This window comes from Paraburkholderia sp. GAS38 (assembly GCF_050434965.1).
Lineage (GTDB): Bacteria > Pseudomonadota > Gammaproteobacteria > Burkholderiales > Burkholderiaceae > Paraburkholderia > Paraburkholderia phenazinium_A.
Map to the genome: position 1 here is coordinate 38,665 of NZ_JBNDJO010000011.1, position 22,651 is coordinate 61,315.

The following is a 22,651-nucleotide window of genomic DNA, read 5'->3' on the forward strand; positions in this document are numbered from 1 at the left end:
TCAATCGAATTGCCGGAAATCCGGCTTGCGCTTCTCGAAGAACGCCTTGAACGCCTCGCGCGCTTCCGGCGCGAGCAGCATCTTGCCGAAGTGCAGCGCTTCCTCGGTCATCTGCGTTTGCAGTTCATGGTGGCTCGCACGCTTCATCAGCGACTTGGTGACGCGCAGCGACGATGCCGGCAACGCCGCCAGTTTCGAAGCCTGCGCCAGCGCAAAGGCATCCACTTCCGCAACCGGCAGCAGGCGGTTCACGAAGCCCATCCGCTGCGCCTCACGCGCGTCGAAAGCCTCGCCCAGCAGCAGCTTTTCAGCAGCGGCCTGATAGCCCGCCACACGCTGCAACAGCAGGCTCGACGCCGCTTCCGGGCACAGCCCAAGCTGCGAGAACGGCAGCGAGAAGGTCGCCGTGTCGGCGGCGTAGACCAGATCGCAATGCAGCAACAGCGTGGTGCCGATGCCCACCGCCGCGCCCGCCACCGACGCCACCACCGGCTTTTCCGCCGCGCTGATGGCGCGCAGGAACTGGAACACCGGCGCGTTCTCGCCCATCGGCGGGCTCTTCATGAAGTCTTCCAGATCGTTGCCGGCGCTGAAAATCCCCACGCTGCCGCGAATCAGGATGGCGCGGACCGTCGCATCGCCCTGGGCTTCGACCAGCGCATCGGCCATCGTCTGGTACATGGCGGCCGTAATCGCGTTCTTCTTGTCGGGCCGGTTGAAGGCAATCGTCAGCACGCCGTTGGCGCGCTCGACCAGAATATCCATTGTCATCTCCTCGTTGTGCTGCTCGATGCTGCGTACTTCGCTGAATGGAAAAACGGTTCGCAAGCCTCGCGGCCGGCGAACCGTTCTGCGCTCCTCACGGGTGTCCTTTCGGGCGTCCAGAGCGGACCACGGCGGCCACGCGCTTACAGACGCTCGATGATGCCCGCTGCGCCCATGCCCGTACCGACGCACATGGTGATCATGCCGTACTTGTAGTTACGGCGACGCAGGCCGTGCACCACCGTCGATGCACGAATCGCGCCCGTCGCACCGAGCGGGTGACCCAGCGCGATCGCGCCGCCGAGCGGGTTGATCTTCGACGGATCCAGACCGAGGTCCTGAATCACCGCCAGCGACTGGGCGGCAAAAGCTTCGTTCAGTTCGATCCAGTCGAGGTCTTCCTGCTTCAGACCCGCGGCCTTCAACGCAGCCGGAATCGCTTCCTTCGGACCGATGCCCATGATTTCCGGCGGCACGCCGCGCACGGCGAAGCTGACGAAACGCGCGAGCGGCGTCAGGTTGAATTCCTTGAGCATCTTTTCCGACACGACGATCAGCGCGCCCGCGCCGTCCGAGGTCTGCGAGCTGTTGCCGGCCGTCACCGAACCCTTGTTGGCGAACACGGTACGCAGCTTGGCGAGACCTTCGAGCGACGTATCCGCGCGCGGACCTTCGTCGAGCGCGATCTCGCGCGTCTTAACCTTGACTTCGCCGGTGGCGAGATCGGGGAAGCGCTCGGTGATCGTGTAGGCGGCGATTTCGTCGTTGAACTCGCCGGCCTGCTGCGCGGCGATCGCGCGGCGGTGCGATTCGACCGAGAACGCGTCTTGCGCTTCGCGGCTGATCTTCCAGCGCTCGGCGACCTTCTCCGCCGTCAGGCCCATGCCGTAGGCGATGCCGAAGTCTTCGCTGCGATCGAAGATGTGCGGCGACATCGACGGCTTGTTGCCCATCATCGGCACCATGCTCATCGATTCGCAGCCGCCGGCGATCATTGCGTCCGATTCGCCGACGCGAATGCGGTCGGCGGCCATCGCCAGCGCCGTCAGGCCCGACGCGCAGAAACGGTTCACCGTGACGCCGCCCACCGTATTCGGCAGACCGGCGAGCAGCGCGCCCATGCGCGCCACGTTGAGGCCCTGTTCCGCTTCCGGAATCGCGCAGCCGATGATGGCGTCTTCGATCACCTTGGTGTCGAGACCCGGCACTTGCGCCACGGCCGACTTGATCGCGTGCACCAGCAGTTCGTCGGGGCGCGTGTTCTTGAACATGCCGCGCGGCGCCTTGCCGATCGGCGTGCGGCTCGCGGCGACGATGTATGCGTCTTGCAATTGCTTTGTCATTTGAGGCTCCTCAATTTGCTCGTCGCGCGTTAGTTACGCACCGGCTTGCCGGTTTGCAGCATGCCCATGATCCGTTCCTGCGTCTTTTGCGTGCCGAGCAGGTCGACAAACGCACGGCGCTCGAGTTTCAGCAGCCACTCTTCATCCACCAGGCTGCCGGCTTCGACATCGCCACCGCACACCGCTTCAGCAATGCGACTCGCGATCAGGAAATCGTGCTCGCTGATGAAACGGCCATCGCGCATGTTGACGAGCGAAGCCTTGATCGTCGCAATCGCCGAACGGCCCGCCACCGGCACCTGCGTCACACGCAGCGGCGGACGATACCCCGCAGCGGACAGCGCACGCGCTTCCTTCTTCGCGACGTCGAGCAGTTCGAACACGTTGAAGACGATTGTGTCGGACGGCTTCAGATAGCCCATGGCGCGAGCGTCGAGTGCGGAGGCCGACACCTTCGCCATCGCCGCGTTTTCGAACGACTTCTGCACGAACTTCAGCAGGTCGTTGGTCGCACCGGCCGCGGTGGCCGCTTCTGCCGCACGCAGTGCCGCTTCCTTCAGACCGCCGCCCGCGGGCACCAGACCCACGCCCACTTCCACCAGGCCCAGGTAGCTCTCGATGTGCGCCACGCGCTTCGCGCTATGCAGCGCCAGCTCGCAACCGCCGCCGAGCGCGATGCCCGACACGGCCGCGATCACCGGCACGTTGGCGTACTTCACGCGCAGCATGCCCTGCTGGAATTTCTGCACGAACGGCTCGATGCCCTTCGCGCCGCCCATCATGAAGGCGGGCATCGCTTCTTCGAGGTTTGCGCCGGCCGAGAACGGCCCGCCCGGCGTGCCGAGCTTCAGCGACGTGGGTTGCCACACCACCAGGCCCTTGTAGTCCTTCTCGGCGAGTTCGATCGCCTGCGTCAGGCCGTCGATCACCGACGGTCCGATCGTATTCATCTTGCTCTTGAACGAGACGATCAGGACGTCGTTCTCGCCGGCACGGTCGTCGACCCATGCGCGCACCGCATCCGTTTCGAACAGCGTCTTGCCGTAGGTCTTCGGATCGGCGCCCGTTTCGCCGACCAGCGGCGCACGGAACACCTGCTTCTCGTACACGGACAGCGACGAGCGCGGCACGAAGCGCTGCGAAGCCGGCGACCACGAACCTTCGTTCGTATGCACGCCGCCCTTCTCGGCAACCGGACCTTCGAGTACCCACGAAGGCAGCGGCGCGTTCGACAGCGCCTTGCCGGCCGCGATGTCTTCCTGCACCCACTCGGCGATCTGCTTCCAGCCCGCCGTCTGCCAGCCTTCGAACGGACCTTCGTTCCAGCCGAAGCCCCAACGGATAGCCAGATCGACGTCGCGCGCGTTGTCGGCGATCGATTCAAGATGCACGCCGATGTAGTGATACACGTCGCGGAAAATCGACCACAGGAACTGCGCCTGCGGATGCTCCGATTCGCGCAACAGCTTCAGACGCTCTGCCGGCGGGCGCTTGAGGATGCGGCCCACCAGTTCGTCGGCCTTGGCGCCACCGTCGACGTACTCGCCCGTCTTCGGATCGAGCACCTTGATCGCCTTGCCTTCCTTCTTGTAGAAACCGCCGCCGGTCTTCTGGCCGAGCGCGCCCTTCTTCACCAGTTCGGCCAGCACGGCCGGCGTTTCGTAGACCGGGAAGAACGGATCGTCCTTCAGCGTGTCCTGCATCGTCTTGATGACGTGCGCCATCGTGTCGAGACCGACTACGTCAGCAGTACGGAACGTCGCGGACTTCGCGCGGCCCAGACGCGAGCCGGTCAGGTCGTCCACTTCGTCGAAACGCAGACCGAACTTTGCGGCTTCGGTGATGACGGCGAGGATCGAGAAAATCCCGACGCGGTTGGCGATGAAGTTCGGCGTATCTTTCGCGCGCACGACACCCTTGCCGACCACGCTCGTCAGGAACGACTCGAGCTGATCGAGAATTTCCGGGCGCGTCGTGGCGGTGGGAATCAGTTCGACCAGATGCATGTAGCGCGGCGGATTGAAGAAGTGCACGCCGCAAAAGCGCGCCTTCAGTTCGTCCGAAAAACCTTGCGACAGCTCGGTGATCGACAGACCCGACGTGTTGGTCGCGAAGATCGCGTTCGGCGCGATATGCGGCGAGACCTTCTTGTACAGGTCGTGCTTCCAGTCCATCCGTTCGGCGATCGCTTCGATCACGAGGTCGCATTCGGCGAGCTTCTCGATGTCGTCGTCGTAATTGGCGGGCTGGATGTACTGCGCGTCGTCCTTCACGCCGAACGGCGCCGGCGACAGCTTCTTCAGATTCTCGATCGCCTTCAGCGCGATCGCATTCTTCGGGCCTTCCTTGGCGGGCAGGTCGAACAGCAGCACGGGCACCTTGGCGTTGATCAGGTGCGCGGCGATCTGCGCGCCCATCACGCCGGCGCCGAGTACGGCTACCTTGCGAATGATCAGATTGCTCACGTCGTTCCTCCGGGGGAGTTATGCGGGTGTCGCGTTATGTTTGCGGGGGTTTCGCGTGGGATACACGCGGGCTTCGCAATGTATGTGAGGCTGGCGGCGGCGCCACGCGTGTCGAACATGCGTGGCGCCGCCGTGAGGTGGCTTTAGAACAGCGACTCTTCGACGTCCATCAGCGACTTCGAGCCGGCGCGTGCCTGGCGAATCGTCATGGCCGTTTCCGGCAGCAGCTTGGCGAAGTAGAAGCGCGCGGTGGCGAGCTTGGCCTTGTAGAACGGATCGCCGGACGCTTCCTTGTCCAGTGCGATACGTGCCATGCGGGCCCAGAAGTACGAGAACACCAGGTGACCGACGGTACGCAGATACGGCACAGCGGCTGCGCCGACTTCGTCCGGATTCTGCATGGCCTTCATGCCGAGTTCCATGGTCAGCTTCTGCACCTTGTCGCCGATGTCCGCGAGCGGGTTGATGAACTCCTGCATTTCCGGCTTGATGCCTTCGGCTTCGACGAAATCCGTCACCAGCTTGCCGAACTTCTTCATCTTCGCGCCCATGTCGCCGAGGATCTTGCGGCCCAGCAGGTCGAGCGCCTGAATGGCGTTGGTGCCTTCGTAGATCATGTTGATGCGGGCGTCGCGCACGTACTGCTCCATGCCCCACTCGGCGATGAAGCCGTGGCCGCCGTAGATCTGCATGGCGTGGTTGGTGCTTTCGAACGCGTTGTCCGAGAGGAACGCCTTCAGGATCGGCGTGAGCAGCGCGACGAGGTCAGCCGCATCCTTGCGCACCGACTCTTCCTCATGCGACAGCTCTTTGTCGATGTGCAGCGCGGACCAGTACGAGAACGCACGTGCGGCCTCGGCGTAGGCCTTCTGCGTGAGCAGCATGCGGCGCACGTCCGGATGCACGATGATCGGGTCAGCCGCTTTCTCCGGCGCCTTCGGGCCGGTCAGCGAACGCATCTGCAGACGCTCTTTCGCGTACGTGAGCGAGTTCTGATAAGCGACTTCGGTCAGGCCCAGGCTCTGCATGCCGACGCCCAGACGCGCGGCGTTCATCATCACGAACATGGCGTTCAAGCCCTTGTTCGGCTCGCCGACCAGCCAGCCCTTCGCGTTGTCGAGATTGATCACGGCAGTGGCGTTGCCGTGAATGCCCATCTTGTGTTCAATGGAGCCGCACTTGACCGTGTTGCGCTCGCCCGGCTCGCCGGCTTCGTTCGGCACGAACTTCGGCACGATGAAGAGCGAGATGCCCTTGGTGCCCATCGGCGCATCCGGCAGACGCGCGAGCACCAGGTGAACGATGTTCTCCGCGAGATCGTGTTCGCCGCTGGAGATGAAAATCTTCGTGCCGCTGATCGAGTAGGAGCCGTCGCTGTTCGGTTCGGCCTTGGTGCGCAGGATGCCGAGGTCCGTGCCGCAGTGCGGCTCGGTCAGACACATCGTGCCGGTCCACACGCCCGCGACCAGCTTCGGCAGGTAGCGCTGCTGCAATTCCGGCGTGCCGTGCGCATGCAGGCATTCATACGCGCCGTGCGACAGGCCCGGATACATCGTCCACGCCTGGTTAGCCGAATTAAGCATTTCGTACAGAGCATTGTTGACGAATGCAGGCAGGCCTTGACCGCCGTATTCCGGATCGCAGCCAAGCGCGGGCCAGCCGGCTTCGACGTATTGCCTGTAGGCTTCCTTGAAGCCCTTTGGCGTGGTCACGACGCCGTCGCCGACGTACGTGCAGCCTTCCTGGTCGCCGCTTTGATTCAGCGGGAACAGCACTTCGGAGCAGAACTTGCCGGCCTCTTCGAGGACCGCATTGATCGTGTCGGCGTCGAGATCCGCGTGCTTCGGCATCTGCTTGATTTCGGCTTCGACGTTAAGCAGCTCGTGCAACACGAATTGCATGTCGCGCAGTGGCGCGGCGTACTGTCCCATGACTCTCTCCAAAGTTTGACAAGAAGCCAGGCCGTCAGCTTTCGGCCCCGGGTTCGGACCTTTTAGCGCCGCTGGATCCGCCGGATCCGGCCGCCTTGCTAACGGCTTTCGCTCTGATACGAAACAATCAATTTTTCGAGCGCGGCCCACGTCAGCGGCACGGCATCCGGTAAGTGCAGGAAGCGTGCGTCGTGATGCAGGCCGAGCGTGAAGCTGTACAGTTCGAACAGCATCAGTTGCGGGTTCGTGTCCGCACGCAGATGCCCCTCTTCCATCGACTGCGAAATGGCCCGGGTGAGCGCAGCACGCCAGATCGTCACGCTCGACACCAGTTGCTCGCGCACCGGGTTGTCCGCACGGTCGTCGTACTCGACCGCACCGCTGATGTAGATGCATCCGGTGGTGACTTCCTGGATGCGCTTCTCAATCCAGCGGGAGATCATTGCGCGCAAACGCGGCAAGCCGCGCGGCTCACGCAGACTCGGGAAAAACACCTCGTCTTCGAAACGACGGTGATATTCGCGCACCACTTCAACCTGCAAGTCCTCGCGCGACCCGAAGTGCGCAAACACGCCGCTCTTGCTCATCTGCATGCGCTCGGCCAGCAGCCCAATCGTCAGACCTTCCAGTCCGTCGCGGCTTGCCAGATCAAGTGCTGCTTCGAGAATCGCGGCTCGCGTTTGTTCGCCTTTTCGCATAGCTGTTTTACCGTTCTTATGTGACCGAAAGAAAAATCGAACGGCCGTACTATTATTGAGTGCTGCCGTCCGCGAAACAAGGACTTTATTAGAAACCGGTTTCTAACCGGAGCATCAATTTTGCGTCATACGTCAATCGGACGAGGGAGATTTTTTAGAGGCGTTTGCCTTCCCGGTTTGATCTGGCTCATCTGGTGACGCCGGGATTCGATGCAAGACCGGGTTTATCCGGACGGCGGGGAGCGGCGCTTCGCAGCTTAGTCGTAGCCGCCCACGGTGAGCAGTTTCATCACGACGCGGTAGGTGTTGTAGGCCAGCCAGTTCAGCAGGCGCTCGCCCGCCGGACGCGCTTCGTAGTGCGCCAGATCGATCCGGCGCGACTCGTCGAACGCCGTAAGAATCGCCTCGCGCAACGCGTCGATCTGCGGGTCCATCACCAGCACGACGTTGGCCTCGTTGTTGAGCATCAGGCTCAGCGCGTCGAGGTTCGACGAGCCCACCGTCCCCCAGTTCGAATCGACCACCGCGACCTTGCCGTGCAGCATGGTCTTTTCGTACTCGGCGATCTTCACGCCGGCTTTCAGCAGCGAGCGGTAGAGGAACGGCACGGCGTAGTCGAGCGCCGCGAACTCCTTGCGTCCAATGATGAGCTTCACGTCGACCCCGCGTCGCGCCGCAAACGTCAGCGCGCGGCGCAGCTTGCGGCCCGGCATGAAGTAGGGATTGGCGAGCAGCACCTCGGCACGCGCCTGGCCAATCGCGGTGAGGTAGGCCTTCTCGATGGCGCGGCGGTTGATCAGGTTGTCGCGCGCGACGAAGGCCACCGCCGGTTCGCCCGCGCCACGCAGGTCGGTGCTGCGGTTGCGGCCACGGGCCGGCGCGCTGGGGCTCGTATCGTCCTTGAGGGCGAAATCGGGTTGCAGCGATTCCACCGGACGATGCCCGAAGCGGATGCGATGCCACTGCACCTCGAACGCCTCGCGCACGTCGGCAACCACCGGCCCCTGCAATTCGACCGCGAAGTCCCAGCGGCGATACGGCAGGCGCACGCCGTCGTTCTCGTAATCGTCGACGATATTGATGCCGCCGCACCAGGCCACCTGGTCGTCGACTACCGCCAGCTTGCGATGCGTGCGCGAGAAGCCGAAGCGGCCGAACAGATGCGGGTTGTAGATCCGGTGCTCGACGCCGCGCGTCGGCCAGTCGTTGAAGAGCGCGAGACGCGCAGTGCCGATGCCGTCGGTAATCACGCGCACGCGTACGCCCCGATCGGCCGCGCGCAGCAAGGCGGCGCTGACGGCCTGGCCGGCGCTGTCGTTGCAGAAGATGTAGGTTTCGAGAACGACGTCTTTCCCGGCCGCGTCGATGCGCTCGATCAGCGAGGCAAAGAACCCCTCGCCGGAGCGAAACAGTCGGACTTCGTTACCGGCGGTAAAGCGGTATTTCGACCAGTAACGGCGACCGAACAGGGTTTGCCGGAGCCGCTCGAAACGCCGCGTGCCGCCGCCCGTCACCGGACCCGCCCCTTCAGGCGTCGCGGCAACTGCAGGATCGCGTCGGCGTTCGACGACGAGAAGCAGCGCTCGGCCGCTTCTTCATAGGGCAGCCAGAGGTGCGCCGTATGCTCGAGCGGCGCGAGCGTCACCTCGCAGCGCGCCGGCACTTCGAGGCTGAACCAGTGTTCCGTGTTCTGTGTGACGCCCTCGGCATAGCGATGCCGCCAGACCGGATAGATCTCATACTCGATCTGATACTGCCAGTCGAACAGCGCGTCGCGCGGCACGCTGGGACTGCCGATCACAATGCCCGTTTCCTCGGCCACTTCGCGTGCGGCGGTCTCGGCGAGCGGCTCGTCGAGCGTGTCTTTAGAGCCGGTCACCGACTGCCAGAAACCCGCGCGGTCGGCGCGCTCAATCAGCAGCACATCGAGCCCCGGCGTATGGATCACAACAAGAACGGATTCGGGAATCTTCGGCGGTTTCGGCATGGCGATAAGACTAGGCGCGGATTAAGCGCGGTACATGTCGGTCGACGGTATGGCTTCGCGTAGGACGTGGCGTGTTGCATCGACTGTAACGCAAAAAAAGGAAAAGGCGCATGACGCGCCTTTTCGTTTGCCTGAGCCTGACGGCGCGGCTCAATGAACGATTGAATCAACCGCCCAATGAGCCGCTGAAGCAGCCTGCAGTCTTATGCCTTCGCTTCCGGCTGACGCAGACGAATGTGCAACTCGCGCAACTGGCGCTCGTCCACTTCGCTCGGCGCCTGCGTGAGCAGACACTGCGCGCGTTGCGTCTTCGGGAACGCGATCACGTCGCGGATCGAATCGGCGCCGGCCATCATCGTGATGATGCGGTCGAGACCGAAGGCGATACCGCCATGCGGCGGCGCGCCGTATTGCAGCGCGTCGAGCAGGAAGCCGAACTTGGCGCGGGCTTCTTCCGCGTTGATCTTGAGCGCGCGGAACACCTTGCTCTGCACTTCTTCACGGTGAATCCGCACCGAACCGCCGCCGATTTCCCAACCGTTCAGCACCATGTCGTAGGCCTTCGCGAGGCAGCGGCCCGGATCCGTTTCCAGATACTCGAGGTGCTCGTCCTTCGGACTCGTGAACGGGTGATGCGCGGCGACGTAGCGGTTTTCTTCTTCGTCGTATTCGAACATCGGGAAGTCCACCACCCACAGCGGCTTCCAGCCGGTTTCGACGAGACCATTGGCCTTGCCGAATTCCGAATGGCCGATCTTCAGACGCAGTGCACCGAGGCTGTCGTTGACGACCTTCGCGCGATCCGCCGCGAAGAAAATGATGTCGCCGTCTTGCGCGCCGGTGCGCTCGATGATGGCCTTGACCGCTTCGTCGTGCAGGTTCTTGACGATCGGGCTTTGCAGACCGTCACGACCCTTCGCGACTTCGTTGACCTTGATCCAGGCCAGACCCTTCGCGCCGTAGATGCGCACGAATTCCGTGTAGCTGTCGATATCGCCACGCGACAGCTCGCTACCCTTCGGCACGCGCAGTGCGGCAACGCGACCGTCTTTGGTGTTGGCGGGCGTGCTGAACACCTTGAAGTCGACGTCCTTGACCGCGTCGGTCAGGTCGGTGAATTCGAGCTTGACGCGCAGGTCCGGCTTGTCCGAACCGAAACGGCGCATCGCTTCCGAATACTCCATGACCGGGAATTTCTCGTCCAGTTCGACGCCGATCGTCAGTTTGAACACGTGACGGATCATCGCTTCGAACAGGTCGCGAATTTCCTGCTCCGAGAGGAACGAGGTTTCGCAGTCGATCTGCGTGAATTCCGGCTGACGGTCGGCGCGCAGGTCTTCGTCGCGGAAGCACTTGACGATCTGGTAGTAGCGGTCGAAGTTGGCGACCATCAGCAGCTGCTTGAAGAGCTGCGGCGACTGCGGCAGCGCGAAGAACTGGCCGGCGTTGGTACGCGACGGCACGAGGTAATCGCGCGCGCCTTCCGGCGTGCTCTTGGTGAGCATCGGCGTTTCGATGTCGATGAAGCCTTGCGCGTCGAGATACTTGCGCACTTCCATGGCGACGCGATAACGCAGACGCAGGTTGTGCTGCATCTGCGGACGGCGCAGGTCGAGCACGCGATGCGTGAGACGCGTGGTTTCCGACAGGTTGTCGTCGTCGAGCTGGAACGGCGGCGTGACCGACGCGTTCAACACGGTCAGTTCGTGACACAGCACTTCGATCTTGCCGCTCTTCAGACCGGCATTGGTCGTGCCTTCCGGACGACCGCGCACGACACCCTTGATCTGCACGCAGAACTCGTTGCGCACGCCTTCGGCCGTCTTGAACATCTCCGCGCGATCCGGGTCGCACACGACCTGAACGAGGCCTTCACGGTCGCGCAGGTCGATGAAGATAACGCCGCCGTGGTCACGGCGACGGCTCACCCAGCCGCACAGCGACACGGTTTGGCCCAACAGTTCTTCGGTCACCAGACCGCAGTATTCAGATCGCATCGACATGATGTTTGTCTTTCGTTTTGCATTGGTTGAACGGCGCGCGGCTCATGAAACTGAAACAATGCGCGCCGGCATTACATCGGCGGCTCGATGGTGGAGCGGCGCACCTGCGCCGGTGGCGCGGACGGCGCCACCACGCCCATCGAGACAATGTACTTGAGCGCAGCGTCGACCGTCATATCGAGTTCGACCACTTCGCTCTTCGGCACCATCAGGAAGAAGCCGGACGTCGGGTTCGGCGTAGTCGGCACGTACACGCTGACGTGATCTTCCTTCAGGTGGTTGACCACGTCGCCGCCCGGGATCCCGGTCAGAAACGCGATCGTATAGGACCCTTTGCGCGGATACTCGATCAGGAGCGCCTTGCGAAACGCATTGCCGCTGCTCGAGAGCAAGGTATCCGAGACCTGCTTGACGCTCGTGTAGATCGGCCCCACCACCGGGATATGGCCGACCAGCAGTTCCCACCACTTCACGAGCTTCTGCCCGATGAAGTTCTGCGTCAACAGCCCGACGATGAAGATGAACGCCAGCGTCAGCACCGCGCCGAGGCCGGGCAGACGGAAGCCGAGCGCCCGCTCCGGCTGCCAGGACTCCGGCAGCAGCAGCAGCGTCTGATCCATCGTGCCGATGATCAGACCGAGCACCCACAACGTGATGGCCAACGGCACCAGCACCAGCAGGCCAGTCAGAAACACCGATTTGAGCGTCGCTTTTTTCGTCGTCATGTGTATCGCCAGAAAGCCACCCCGGCGAAGCCGGGCGCGGCGAGTGTGCCGCCTCGAAAGGCGGCGACGCTAACTAGGCGTTGCCGGAGCCGCTGCTGGCGGCGGGTGCCGCTGCCGGCGCCGCCGGCGCTGCGGCTGCGCTCGTGGAACTGGTGGTAGCGCCTTCCGACGCCGCGGGGGCCGCGTTACCGCCTTCGGTCTTGGCGGGCGCTGCCTCGGCACCGCCGCTCGGCGCCGCTGCGCTCTTCGCGCTATTGCCGCCGCGGAAGTCGGTCACATACCAGCCCGAACCCTTCAACTGGAACCCGGCCGCAGTCACCTGCTTGCGAAAGGTGTCTTTTCCGCACTCAGGGCAGTGAGTCAGAGGGGCGTCGCTCATCTTCCGAAGCACGTCCTTCCCGAAGCCGCATGACTCGCAGCGATAAGCGTAGATCGGCATGATCTTTTCCCTACAGTAATCTGATAAACGCTTGCAAAGCCTTGAATTATAGCCGCAAACAATTCCCGCCCCCCGATTTTGGGGACGCGCGGCCGACGCAGGCACCGTTGGCGTAGATGGGGGCGCTCGTCGCGGGATCAAGTCCCGGGCGCGGCCCGACGGCGCCAGGTCAGCCAGCGTTCGCGACCGGCGAACACCGGCATCGAGTCGCTCACCGGCTCGTCCTCGATTAGATCGAAGTACGGTGTCAGCAAGACGTCGAGTTCGGCGCGTTCGATTCCGAAGGGCGGCCCTTTCGGCGTCGCGCCCAGAAAAAAGAAACCGGCCAGCAGCGCGCCCGGCGGCAAAAGTTCAGCCATGCGCTGCGCATAATCGGCGCGGCGGTCTCCCGGCAACGCGCACAGAAACGCGCGTTCGTACATCCAGTCCGGCGCGAACGGCGGTTGCCAGGCGAAGAAATCGGCCTGTTCGACCACCTCTGCGTACGTGCCTAACTGCGTGCGCGCCGCCGCGACCGCAGCGGGCGAGAAATCGATCGCCTGCACGCGGCGTCCCTGACGGGCCAGCCACAGCGCCTCCCAGGCGCTGCCGCAACCGGGGATCAAGACAGCCGCCTCAGTGTGCCGCGCAGCGAAGGCCTGAAACGCCGCGGGTACGCCAGCCTGATCCCATGGGATGAAACCGCGCTCGAAGCGCTCGTCCCAGAACGCCGGGGAGTTCGGATCGCGCGTGGCGAAGTCGGCGCTTGTGGGGTTAGAGGGGTCTGCCGGCCGGGTTGGATCGCTCATCGGTGCATCTCCTTACCCACCATACGCCAGCGCCAGCCATGCGCGCGCCACCACCGCCCCGATTCCCACCGCAATCCCGAACAGCAGCAGGCCCTGCAGCAACCGGTTAGTGCGCTTCTGCTCGAGCAAAATCTGGCGAATCATCTCGTCGCTCGTACCGCGCGAGTTGTCGTGGCGCTCCGCCAGCACGTGATGGATCAGCCGCGGCAATTGCGGCAAGGTCTTGCTCCACTGCGGCGCCTCGATCTTGAGTCGCTCATACCAGCCGCGCAGGCCGATCTGCTCGTTCATCCAGCGTTCGAGGTAAGGCTTGGCGGTTTTCCAAAGGTCGAGTTCGGGATCGAGCGAACGCCCCAGGCCTTCGACGTTCAGCATGGTCTTCTGCAGCAACACGAGCTGCGGCTGGATCTCGACATTGAAGCGGCGCGACGTGGAGAACAGGCGCATCAGCACCTGGCCGAGCGAAATGTCTTTCAGCGCGCGGTCGAAGTACGGCTCGCAGACCGCCCGAATCGCGCTCTCCAGTTCCTCGACACGCGTGGTGGGCGGCACCCAGCCCGATTCCAGATGCAGCGTGGCGACGCGATGGTAGTCGCGCTTGAAGAAGGCGAGGAAGTTCTGCGCGAGGTAGTTCTTATCGAAGTCCGACAGCGCGCCGATGATGCCGAAATCGAGCGCGATATAGCGCCCGAAGTGCGCCGGATCGAGACTGACCTGGATATTGCCCGGATGCATGTCGGCGTGGAAAAAGCCGTCGCGGAACACCTGGGTGAAGAAAATCTCGACGCCTTCGCGAGCCAGCTTCGGAATGTCCACGCCCGCGGCGCGCAGCGTCTCCACCTGGCTGATCGGCACGCCGACCATACGCTCCATCACCAGCACGGTGGGCGTGCAGAACTCCCAATACATCTCGGGAACGAGCAGCAGATCGAGGCCCGCAAAATTGCGGCGCAACTGACTGCCGTTGGCCGCTTCGCGCATCAGGTCGAGTTCGTCGTGCAGGTACTTGTCGAACTCGGCGACCACCTCGCGCGGCTTCAGGCGCTTGCCGTCGGCCCACAGACGCTCGGCCCAGACGGCGATGTCGCGCAGCAGCGCGAGGTCGGAGTCGATCACGGGCAGCATGTTCGGCCGCAACACCTTCACCGCGACGGCCTTGCCCGCATGCTGGCCGGCCTTCACCTTGGCGAAGTGCACCTGTGCGATCGATGCGCTCGCCACCGGCACCCGCTCGAAATCGTCGAACAGCACGTCGACCGGCGCACCCAGCGACTTCTCCACGAGGCCGATCGCCACATCCGAGGGGAACGGCGGCACCTGGTCCTGCAGCTTGGCGAGTTCGTTGGCGATGTCGACAGGCAGCAGGTCGCGCCGGGTGGACAGCACCTGACCGAACTTCACGAAGATCGGGCCGAGGCTTTCGAGCGCGAGGCGCAGCCGCACCGCCGGCGGCTGGTCGAACTTGCGGCCGATGGTGGTGATACGCAGCAACAGACGCACGCGGCGGTCGTTGATGCGGCTCAGCATCATCTCATCGAGACCGAAGCGGATGACAGTGAAGAAAATCTTGAGGAAACGCAGAAAACGCATGGTTGAGCCCGGTGACTAGCGCGTGCCGCGCGACGTGGCGGCGCCGCCCGACGCATCGGCGCCGCGGGCTTCGACCTTCTGTTCAAGGCGCTCGATGCGCTTTTCGACGCGCGCCAGCGCATCGCGGGCGCGAGCGAGTTCGGCATTGAACTCGTCGAGCGCGGCGCGGCGCACCAGTTGCGGATTTTCATCGAGCAGGTACTCGGCGACCGAGTCGAGCAGATTGCGCCCGGTGCGGCGCGCATGCTCGCTGACCGAGCGCGCCACCGAGGCCACCCGCCAGGCCGGACCGTCGCCGATCAGCCGCGCCAGGTCTTCCTCCGGCTCCCAGCGCAGATGCTCGGCCAGCTTGGCGATGACCGTGGCGAACTCCGCGTCGCCCTCGATCTTCACATGCTTCATCACCGCCGCCTGACCACCCTGGACAAAGGCCGGCAGCGCCTCCGACGGCACGGCGATGGTGACGTCGAACTGCTGCGCCTGCGTTTCATCGACCGCGGTCAGATAGCCGTCCGGCTGGACCAGCAGGATCAACACGACCGGCGAGCAGGATAGCCGGGCAGTCTTGCCGGCGTAGGGGGCGAGGCGCTCACGAGCCCACGATTCGCGGGCGAGCAGATGATTGACGGCAGCAGCGAAGGGCTTGGCGGCGAGGGTCATTGAAAGTGGCAAGAAAAAACCCGCGCGGGCGATGTGCCCGCGCGGGTTCCTATTGTAACGTCCGTTCGCTTTCCGGCTTGCTCAGCCGAACGGCCAATATGCAAGGCGCGACGTTAATGCGCAGACGTGGCCGCGCCGACCTGCTGAATGCCTGCGAGCAACCAGCCTTCGCCGGCGCGGGTCGACTTCGACAGGTTCCAGATCTCCACAAACGGCTCGGCCGGCGCGCCCGAGCTCTCGCGCATCAGGCCGGAGAAGCGCACGCTGGCGACGAACTCGCTGCCGAGGTCTTCGACACCCAGCAACTCGGCGTTCAACTGCACGACATCGGTCAGGTTCGATTCCGGGCCGCGCGCGTCCAGGTCGACCTTCACTTCGGCGAACATCTCCGGCGTCGTGAATTCGCGGATGTCCGCGATGTTCCCCACGTCCCACGCGGCCTGCAGGCGCACGAAGTAGACCTTGGCATTGCGGACGAAGGCTTCCGTGTCAAAGCCGGCCGGCACGACAGGCGCCGCCTGCATCACCGGCGCAGCCAGCGCGCCGCTGCCGCGCGGATCGAGGTACGAACCGGAAGCCGACGACGCCCCCGGCGTGAAGCTGGGCTCCTGCGCGTAGTGATCGCGGCCGGTGTTCAGGCTCGGTGCGCTGCCCGCGTATGCCGGCGTCGCCGCGTCGCGCTTGCGGCCCATGAAACGGCGGATCAGCCAGATCGCCAGCATGGCGATCGCGGCGATCACAAGCATGTTGGCCATGGCACCGGCAAACGCCTCGCCCAGCCCCAGGTGCGAAAGCAACGCGGCAATGCCGAGGCCCGCGGCCAGGCCGGCGATCGGCCCGAGCCAGCGCGAGCGGTTAGGCACGGCGGCCGGCGTCGGCGCCGCTTGCGCGCGCTGTGCCTGGGCGGCTTGCGCCGATTGCTGGGTGGATTGGCCGGGTTGCGCCGGCGGCGTCGTCTGACGCTGCATGGTGGTGGACTGTTGACGGCCGATGCTGCGGCCGCCGCCCATGCGCCTTGCCTCGGCGTCGAGCGAGGCAACGGTGGCGAGCGCGATCAGACCGACCATCGCTGCCAGTCCGATTCTCCTCGCCAACGACCCCTTAGCCTTACGGGAAGATAACAAACGCGAATCGGACATGATGAACTTTTCCTTTAAAAACGATGGGTTAGGGACCCTAGTATTTGGTCCCCACGTGTAAAGCTACCACACCAGCTGACAAATTGTAATATTTGACGCCGTCGAGGCCAGCTTGTTCCATCATCGTCTTTAAAGTTTCCTGGTCCGGGTGCATGCGGATCGATTCCGCCAGGTAACGGTAGCTCTCGGCGTCTTTCGCGAAGCGGTCGCCGAGCCACGGCAGCACCTTGAACGAATAGACGTCGTAGACTTTTTTCAGCGGATCCCACACCTTGGAGAACTCCAGCACCAGCAGGCGCCCGGCCGGCTTCAGCACGCGGCGCATTTCCGCCAGCGCGACGTCCTTGTGGGTCATGTTGCGCAGCCCGAACGCCACGGTCACCACGTCGAAGTAGTTGTCTGGAAAGGGAATCTTCTCCGCATCGCACAGCAGCGCCGGCGTGATGATGCCCTTGTCGAGCAGCCGGTCGCGGCCCACGCGCAGCATCGATTCATTGATGTCCGTATGCCAGACCTCGCCGGTCGGCCCCGCTTTTTTGGCGAATTCCTTGGAGAGATCGCCCGTGCCGCCCGCGATATCGAGCACTTTGTAGCCCGGCCGCACGTTGGCCTGGGCGATCGTGAAGATCTTCCACGCCCGGTGCAACCCGCCCGACATCAGGTCGTTCATCAGGTCGTAGTTGGCGGCAACGGAGTGGAACACGCCTGCCACCTTCTGCGCTTTTTCCTGTTCGTCGACCGTCTGAAAGCCGAAGTGGGTTTTGCTCATCGCGTTCGTCCTTTCGCGTATTCTGGATTGTTGCGCCGCATCACTGCGGCAGTCAGGCCGAATCGTATCAGTGACAATGACCGTGCGGGGCGCCGGATGCCGCCATGGGGGCGTCGCGGTCGACGCCCGCCACTGCCAGTTTGTCGAGATACTCGCGCCAGAGTTCATCCTGGCGGGTGGCGATGTCGTACAGCAGGTCCCACGAATACAGCCCGGTGGAGTGGCCGTCCGAGAAGGTCGGCTGGAGCGCGTAGTTGCCCACGCCCTCGATCGCGGTGATCGTCACCTCGCGCTTGCCGGTCTGCAGCGTTTCCTGCCCCGGCCCATGCCCGCGCACTTCCGCCGAAGGCGAATACACGCGCAGCAACTCGAACGGCACACGGAAAGATTCGCCGTTTGCGTACTGCAGTTCGAGCACGTGCGATTTGGCATGTACCACCACGCCGGTCGGCACCGGCGTGTCGGGAGTCAGTCCACTCATATCGTTAGCCTCGGGCCAGAACGTGTTCGATTTCCTGCCGCACCGCGTCGCGCAGCAAGGTTGCCTGCGCGCGGCGCGAAGACAGTAGCGCCTCCGACACCGTGCGCTGGCGCGGCGCCCAGATCGGCAGCGGAAAATGGGCGTCGTTCGAGAAACGCGGAATCACATGCCAGTGCACGTGCGGCACCTGGTTGCCGAGGCTCGCCAGGTTCACCTTGACCGGTTGCAGGATGCGCCGCATGGCACGCTCGACCGCGTACACCGCGCGCATCACGCGGTCGCGGTCGGCCTCGGCGAGATCCGAGAACTCGGCAACGTGCTTGTTCCAGATGACCCGGCAGAAGCCCGGGTAATCGTGTTCGTCGGCGAGGACGACACGCAGCGTATCGTCCTGCCACAGCACGTCGCCGCCATCTTCACGGCAAAATACACAGTCCATCGTCGTCCTCAGGCGGGAATCGTCAGTCGTGCCATTAAACCAGCACGCGCTCGATTCCGCCATTGTTCGCACGCTGAACGTAGTCCGCCATCCAGTCTTCACCCAGCACGTGACGGGCCATTTCGACGACGATGTAGTCCGCCTCGATGTTCGCGTCCTCGTTGTAGCGCGACAGCCCTTGCAGGCAGGACGGGCAGCTCGTCAGGATCTTGATGTCGGTGGCGCCGTTCGGCGTTGGACCGTTGCCGGCCTTGAGCACCGAGCCTTCCGGCGCGCCGGCCGCACCCGCAGAAGCATTAGCCGGGTTGATGCCGTTGGCGCCGGCTTCGGCCACCAAAGGAATGCCCCGCAGCTTCGCGGCGCCCTTGCGGATCTCCTCTTCCTTGCGGAAACGGACCTGCGTCGAGATGTCCGGACGCGTCACCGCGAGTGTGCCGGATTCGCCACAGCAACGATCGTTCTTCTCGATCGTGTAGCCGTCCTTCTCCGAACCCATCAGCTGGTTGACGAGCTTGACCGGGTCCATCGTCTTGATCGGCGTGTGGCACGGGTCGTGATACATGTAGCGCATGCCATTGACGCCGTCGAGCTTCATGCCCTTCTCGAGCAGGAATTCGTGGATGTCGATGATCCGGCAACCGGGGAAAATCTTCTCGAATTCGTAGCCGGCGAGCTGGTCGTAGCACGTGCCGCACGACACCACCACCGTCTTGATGTCGAGGTAGTTCAGCGTGTTGGCGACGCGGTGGAACAGCACGCGGTTGTCCGTGACGATCTTCTCGGCCTTGTCGAACTGGCCCGAGCCGCGCTGCGGATAGCCGCAGCACAGGTAGCCCGGCGGCAGCACGGTTTGCACGCCCGCTTCCCACAGCATGGCCTGAGTCGCCAGACCCACCTGCGAGAACAGACGCTCGGAGCCGCAGCCCGGGAAGTAGAACACCGCTTCCGTATCCACCGTGGTGGTCTTCGGATTGCGGATGATCGGCACGATCTTGTTGTCTTCGATGTCCAGCAGCGCGCGCGCCGTCTTCTTCGGCAGATTGCCCGGCATCTTCTTGTTCATGAAGTGGATCACCTGCTCCACCACCTTCGGCTTGCCGACGGTGGCCGGCGGGTGCGCCGTCTGCTTCTTCGCGAACTTTTTCAGCACGTCGTTGCCGAGCCGCTGCGCCTTGTAGCCGACGCCCATCATCGCGGTGCGCGCGAGATTGATGGTCTGCGGGTTGGTGGCGTTGAGGAAGAACATGCCGGCCGCGTTGCCCGCGTTGAACTTCTTCTTGCCCATCTTGCGCAGCAGATTGCGCATGTTCATCGTGACATCGCCGAAGTCGATCTTCACCGGGCACGGCGTCACGCACTTGTGACAGACCGTGCAGTGATCGGCGACGTCGTTGAACTCATCCCAATGTTTGATGGACACGCCGCGGCGCGTCTGTTCCTCGTAAAGGAACGCCTCCACCAGCAGCGAGGTGGCGAGAATCTTGTTGCGCGGGCTGTACAGCAGGTTGGCGCGCGGCACGTGGGTCGCGCACACCGGCTTGCACTTGCCGCAGCGCAAGCAGTCCTTGATGGACTCGGAGATGGCGCCGATGTCCGACTGCTGCATGATCAACGATTCATAGCCCATCAGCCCGAAGCTCGGCGTGTAGGCGTTGCGCAGGTCCGCGCCTTCGAGCAGCTTGCCCGCATTGAAGCGGCCGTGCGGATCGACGCGTTGCTTGTACTTGCGGAATTCGCCGATCTCTTCTTCGGTGAGGAATTCGAGCTTGGTAATGCCGATGCCGTGCTCGCCCGAGATCACGCCGTCAAGCGAACGCGCCAGCTTCATGATGCGCGCGACCGCCGTATGGGCGTCCTGCAGCATCTCGTAGTTGTCGGAGTTGACGGGCAGGTTCGTATGAACATTGCCGTCGCCCGCGTGCATGTGCAGCGCGACGAACACGCGGCCACGCAGCACCTTCTTGTGGATGGCCTGCGCTTCTTCGAGGATCGGCTTGAATTCGCCGCCGTTGAAGATCTGGCGCAGTTCGGCGCGAACTTCCTGCTTCCATGAGACGCGGATCGTACGGTCCTGCGTGACATGGAACACCGTGGCGTCGGGCTGCGCGTCGGCGCGATCGGCAAACTTCTCCGCGAGTGCTTCGTAGCCGAGTCCCACCAGGTAATGCTGGGCTTCACGCAAGGACAGATCGAGCTTGTCGCGCAGGAATTCCCAGCGGGTGCGGACCTGCTTGAGGAGATCGAGCGCGTGCTGCACGCGGTCTTCCAGCAGTTCGGCGCTCGGAATTTCATTGGCGTCGTCGCTCTTGCCGAGCGGCAGCTTGCCGGCCTTGAAGAACGCTTCGAGCGCGTCGAGCAGTTGCAGCTTGTTCTTGATCGACAGTTCGATGTTGATGCGCTCGATACCGTCGGTGTACTCGCCCATGCGGTTCAGCGGAATCACCACGTCTTCGTTGATCTTGAAGGCGTTGGTGTGCTTCGCGATCGCGGCGGTGCGGCTGCGGTCCAGCCAGAAGCGCTTGCGCGCCTCCGCGTTCACCGCGACGAAGCCTTCGCCGCTCTTGCCGTTGGCCATGCGCACGACTTCCGAGGTGGCTTGCGCCACCGCATCCGCATCGTCGCCGACGATATCGCCGATCAGCACCATCTTCGGAAACGCGTTGCGCTTGGACTTGGTCGCATAACCGACTGCGCGCAGATAGCGCTCGTCCAGATGCTCCAGGCCGGCGAGAATCGCGCCGCCCTTCTTCGACGTTTCGAACAGGTAGTCCTTGATTTCGACGATGCTCGGAATCGCGTCGCGCGCCTGGCCGAAAAATTCGAGGCAGACGGTGCGCGTATGCGCGGGCATCTTGTGCAGCACCCAGCGCGCCGACGTGATCAGGCCGTCGCAACCTTCCTTCTGGATGCCCGGCAGGCCGGCGAGGAATTTATCCGTGACGTCCTTGCCCAGGCCTTCCTTGCGGAACACGCGGCCCTTGATGTCGAGCGATTCCGTGCGCAGCAGCTTTTCACCGGGCGCGTGTTCGCCGTCGAACCACTTCAGTTCGAAGCGGGCCACCTTGATGTCATGGATCTTGCCCATGTTGTGGTCAAGACGCGTGACTTCGAGCCAGTTGCCCTCCGGGTCGACCATGCGCCACCAGGCGAGATTGTCGAGCGCGGTGCCCCATAGCACGGCCTTCTTGCCGCCCGCATTCATGGCGACGTTGCCGCCAATGCACGAGGCGTCGAGCGAGGTGGGGTCGACCGCGAACACGAAGCCCGCCTGTTCGGCCGCTTCCGTCACGCGGCGCGTGACGACGCCGGCGCCCGAGAAGATCGTGGCGACCTTGCGCGGCACGCCCGGCAGTTCGGTCATTTCAACCGCGCCCAACTGTTCCAGCTTCTCGGTGTTGATGACGGCCGAGAACGGCGTGAGCGGCACGGCGCCGCCCGTGTAGCCGGTGCCGCCGCCCCGCGGAATCACCGTCAGGCCCAGCTCGAAGCAGGCCTTGATCATGCCGGCGATCTCGGCTTCGGTGTCTGGCGTCAGCACGACGAACGGATACTCGACGCGCCAGTCGGTCGCGTCCGTGACGTGCGAAACGCGTGAGAGGCCGTCGAACTTGATGTTGTCTTTCTGCGTGACGCGGCCCAGCACCTTGGTGGCGCGGCGGCGCAGCTCGGTGGTCTTGTCGAACTCGGCGGAGAAGTCGTCCACGGCACGGCGCGCGGCCACCACCAGCGTTTCCACGCGGGCTGCCCGGCCGACGCCCGCTTCGTCGCCGTGCTCGGTCAGGTCGGCGCGACGGCGCTTCTCGATCTCCGACAGGCGGTGATGCAGGGCTTCGATCAGCAGCGCGCGGCGCTTCGGGTTGTCGAGCAGGTCGTCTTGCAGGTAAGGATTGCGGCGCACCACCCAGATGTCGCCGAGCACTTCGTACAGCATCCGTGCCGAGCGGCCGGTGCGGCGTTCGGCGCGCAATTCGGCCAGCGCGTCCCACGCATCGTTGCCCAGCAGGCGGATAACGATTTCACGGTCGGAAAACGAGGTGTAGTTATAGGGAATTTCGCGCAGGCGCGCTTCAGGGTCGGCGGCCACCGCAGCGGCGGCTCCGTGCGGATCGAATACTTGAGGTGCGTTCATGGTTGGACGACTCGGTAGGTCTGTCAGTTGGGCGCGCTCGCTAATCGACGACGTTGATTGACGATAAGGAGGCACCGCCTGACGGTGCGCGTGGGGCGCAATTCTGGAAATCTTCTAGTTCAGCGAAGCACCTGCCGGCGGGCGACACACGCCGGCCGCTTCGCGGCGCTCAGAGGCAGCTACACGATCGTGTGCAACAGACGTGCCGCTGCGCCGCGGGGCGAGACTCACGCGGGGCGGGCATCAAATGGGCGATCCGAGGCTGCCAGTGCATCTTCCGGTCCTTGTTCCAAATTGGAA

17 protein-coding genes and 1 pseudogene are annotated in these 22,651 nt (G+C 63.8%); all 18 read right to left on the reverse strand.

The window, feature by feature from the left end; all coding sequences use genetic code 11:
- Complete coding sequence (locus P3T42_RS23905; RefSeq protein WP_074301768.1) at positions 1–771, reverse strand: enoyl-CoA hydratase; 771 nt, start codon at positions 769–771, stop codon at positions 1–3.
- A 137-nt stretch (positions 772–908) separates the two neighbouring features.
- A complete protein-coding gene (locus tag P3T42_RS23910; RefSeq protein WP_074300784.1) occupies positions 909–2,108 on the reverse strand; it encodes an acetyl-CoA C-acyltransferase in 1,200 nt (399 codons plus the stop codon).
- A 29-nt stretch (positions 2,109–2,137) separates the two neighbouring features.
- On the reverse strand, positions 2,138–4,573 hold the full coding sequence (locus P3T42_RS23915; protein WP_429307436.1) for a 3-hydroxyacyl-CoA dehydrogenase/enoyl-CoA hydratase family protein: 2,436 nt from the start codon (positions 4,571–4,573) through the stop codon (positions 2,138–2,140).
- A gap of 143 nt (positions 4,574–4,716) precedes the next feature.
- Positions 4,717–6,504: an acyl-CoA dehydrogenase C-terminal domain-containing protein gene (locus tag P3T42_RS23920; protein ID WP_074300786.1), complete on the reverse strand. Its 1,788-nt coding sequence runs from the start codon at positions 6,502–6,504 to the stop codon at positions 4,717–4,719.
- Between the two features lie 98 nt (positions 6,505–6,602).
- Positions 6,603–7,202, reverse strand: a complete 600-nt coding sequence (locus P3T42_RS23925) for a TetR/AcrR family transcriptional regulator (RefSeq protein ID WP_074300787.1) — start codon at positions 7,200–7,202, stop codon at positions 6,603–6,605.
- 257 nt (positions 7,203–7,459) lie between these two features.
- A pseudogene (clsB, locus tag P3T42_RS23930) lies at positions 7,460–8,644 on the reverse strand (cardiolipin synthase ClsB); the annotation flags it as partial.
- A gap of 68 nt (positions 8,645–8,712) precedes the next feature.
- On the reverse strand, positions 8,713–9,189 hold the full coding sequence (gene nudB, locus P3T42_RS23935) for a dihydroneopterin triphosphate diphosphatase (RefSeq protein WP_074300789.1): 477 nt from the start codon (positions 9,187–9,189) through the stop codon (positions 8,713–8,715).
- A gap of 203 nt (positions 9,190–9,392) precedes the next feature.
- Entirely contained in the window at positions 9,393–11,192 is a 1,800-nt protein-coding gene (aspS, locus tag P3T42_RS23940; protein WP_074300790.1) for an aspartate--tRNA ligase, read from the reverse strand.
- Between the two features lie 71 nt (positions 11,193–11,263).
- Positions 11,264–11,917 (reverse strand): DUF502 domain-containing protein, encoded by a 654-nt coding sequence (locus P3T42_RS23945; RefSeq protein ID WP_074300791.1) that lies wholly within the window; start codon positions 11,915–11,917, stop codon positions 11,264–11,266.
- A 73-nt stretch (positions 11,918–11,990) separates the two neighbouring features.
- The gene (locus P3T42_RS23950; RefSeq protein ID WP_074300792.1) at positions 11,991–12,356 is read right to left on the reverse strand and encodes an FmdB family zinc ribbon protein; all 366 of its coding nucleotides are present in this window, start codon (positions 12,354–12,356) and stop codon (positions 11,991–11,993) included.
- 137 nt (positions 12,357–12,493) lie between these two features.
- Entirely contained in the window at positions 12,494–13,144 is a 651-nt protein-coding gene (locus tag P3T42_RS23955) for a methyltransferase domain-containing protein (RefSeq protein WP_074300793.1), read from the reverse strand.
- 12 nt (positions 13,145–13,156) lie between these two features.
- Positions 13,157–14,734 (reverse strand): ubiquinone biosynthesis regulatory protein kinase UbiB, encoded by a 1,578-nt coding sequence (ubiB, locus tag P3T42_RS23960; protein ID WP_074300794.1) that lies wholly within the window; start codon positions 14,732–14,734, stop codon positions 13,157–13,159.
- 15 nt (positions 14,735–14,749) lie between these two features.
- Positions 14,750–15,394: a ubiquinone biosynthesis accessory factor UbiJ gene (locus P3T42_RS23965; protein ID WP_429307437.1), complete on the reverse strand. Its 645-nt coding sequence runs from the start codon at positions 15,392–15,394 to the stop codon at positions 14,750–14,752.
- Positions 15,395–15,507: 113 nt separating this feature from the next.
- Positions 15,508–16,533, reverse strand: coding sequence for a Tim44 domain-containing protein (locus P3T42_RS23970; RefSeq protein ID WP_429307438.1), 1,026 nt, complete (start codon positions 16,531–16,533; stop codon positions 15,508–15,510).
- Between the two features lie 37 nt (positions 16,534–16,570).
- A complete protein-coding gene (gene ubiE / locus P3T42_RS23975; RefSeq protein ID WP_074300797.1) occupies positions 16,571–17,302 on the reverse strand; it encodes a bifunctional demethylmenaquinone methyltransferase/2-methoxy-6-polyprenyl-1,4-benzoquinol methylase UbiE in 732 nt (243 codons plus the stop codon).
- Between the two features lie 67 nt (positions 17,303–17,369).
- On the reverse strand, positions 17,370–17,783 hold the full coding sequence (locus tag P3T42_RS23980; protein WP_429307439.1) for a gamma-butyrobetaine hydroxylase-like domain-containing protein: 414 nt from the start codon (positions 17,781–17,783) through the stop codon (positions 17,370–17,372).
- Positions 17,784–17,787: 4 nt separating this feature from the next.
- Positions 17,788–18,222: an HIT family protein gene (locus tag P3T42_RS23985; RefSeq protein ID WP_074300799.1), complete on the reverse strand. Its 435-nt coding sequence runs from the start codon at positions 18,220–18,222 to the stop codon at positions 17,788–17,790.
- A gap of 34 nt (positions 18,223–18,256) precedes the next feature.
- Positions 18,257–22,351, reverse strand: a complete 4,095-nt coding sequence (locus P3T42_RS23990; RefSeq protein WP_429307440.1) for a DUF3683 domain-containing protein — start codon at positions 22,349–22,351, stop codon at positions 18,257–18,259.
- Between the last annotated feature and the right edge of the window lie 300 nt (positions 22,352–22,651).

Excerpts from the sequence above, each read along its gene's own strand:
- P3T42_RS23970 (WP_429307438.1), bottom strand. The coding sequence starts at position 16,533 with ATGTCCGATTCGCGTTTGTTATCTTCCCGTAAGGCTAAGGGGTCGTTG.
- ubiB (WP_074300794.1), bottom strand. The coding sequence starts at position 14,734 with ATGCGTTTTCTGCGTTTCCTCAAGATTTTCTTCACTGTCATCCGCTTC.
- P3T42_RS23965 (WP_429307437.1), bottom strand. The coding sequence starts at position 15,394 with ATGACCCTCGCCGCCAAGCCCTTCGCTGCTGCCGTCAATCATCTGCTC.
- P3T42_RS23920 (WP_074300786.1), bottom strand. The coding sequence starts at position 6,504 with ATGGGACAGTACGCCGCGCCACTGCGCGACATGCAATTCGTGTTGCAC.
- P3T42_RS23905 (WP_074301768.1), bottom strand. The coding sequence starts at position 771 with ATGACAATGGATATTCTGGTCGAGCGCGCCAACGGCGTGCTGACGATT.
- P3T42_RS23955 (WP_074300793.1), bottom strand. The coding sequence starts at position 13,144 with ATGAGCGATCCAACCCGGCCGGCAGACCCCTCTAACCCCACAAGCGCC.
- nudB (WP_074300789.1), bottom strand. The coding sequence starts at position 9,189 with ATGCCGAAACCGCCGAAGATTCCCGAATCCGTTCTTGTTGTGATCCAT.
- ubiE (WP_074300797.1), bottom strand. The coding sequence starts at position 17,302 with ATGAGCAAAACCCACTTCGGCTTTCAGACGGTCGACGAACAGGAAAAA.
- P3T42_RS23925 (WP_074300787.1), bottom strand. The coding sequence starts at position 7,202 with ATGCGAAAAGGCGAACAAACGCGAGCCGCGATTCTCGAAGCAGCACTT.
- P3T42_RS23985 (WP_074300799.1), bottom strand. The coding sequence starts at position 18,222 with ATGGACTGTGTATTTTGCCGTGAAGATGGCGGCGACGTGCTGTGGCAG.
- P3T42_RS23990 (WP_429307440.1), bottom strand. The coding sequence starts at position 22,351 with ATGAACGCACCTCAAGTATTCGATCCGCACGGAGCCGCCGCTGCGGTG.
- P3T42_RS23945 (WP_074300791.1), bottom strand. The coding sequence starts at position 11,917 with ATGACGACGAAAAAAGCGACGCTCAAATCGGTGTTTCTGACTGGCCTG.
- P3T42_RS23980 (WP_429307439.1), bottom strand. The coding sequence starts at position 17,783 with ATGAGTGGACTGACTCCCGACACGCCGGTGCCGACCGGCGTGGTGGTA.
- aspS (WP_074300790.1), bottom strand. The coding sequence starts at position 11,192 with ATGTCGATGCGATCTGAATACTGCGGTCTGGTGACCGAAGAACTGTTG.
- P3T42_RS23910 (WP_074300784.1), bottom strand. The coding sequence starts at position 2,108 with ATGACAAAGCAATTGCAAGACGCATACATCGTCGCCGCGAGCCGCACG.
- P3T42_RS23950 (WP_074300792.1), bottom strand. The coding sequence starts at position 12,356 with ATGCCGATCTACGCTTATCGCTGCGAGTCATGCGGCTTCGGGAAGGAC.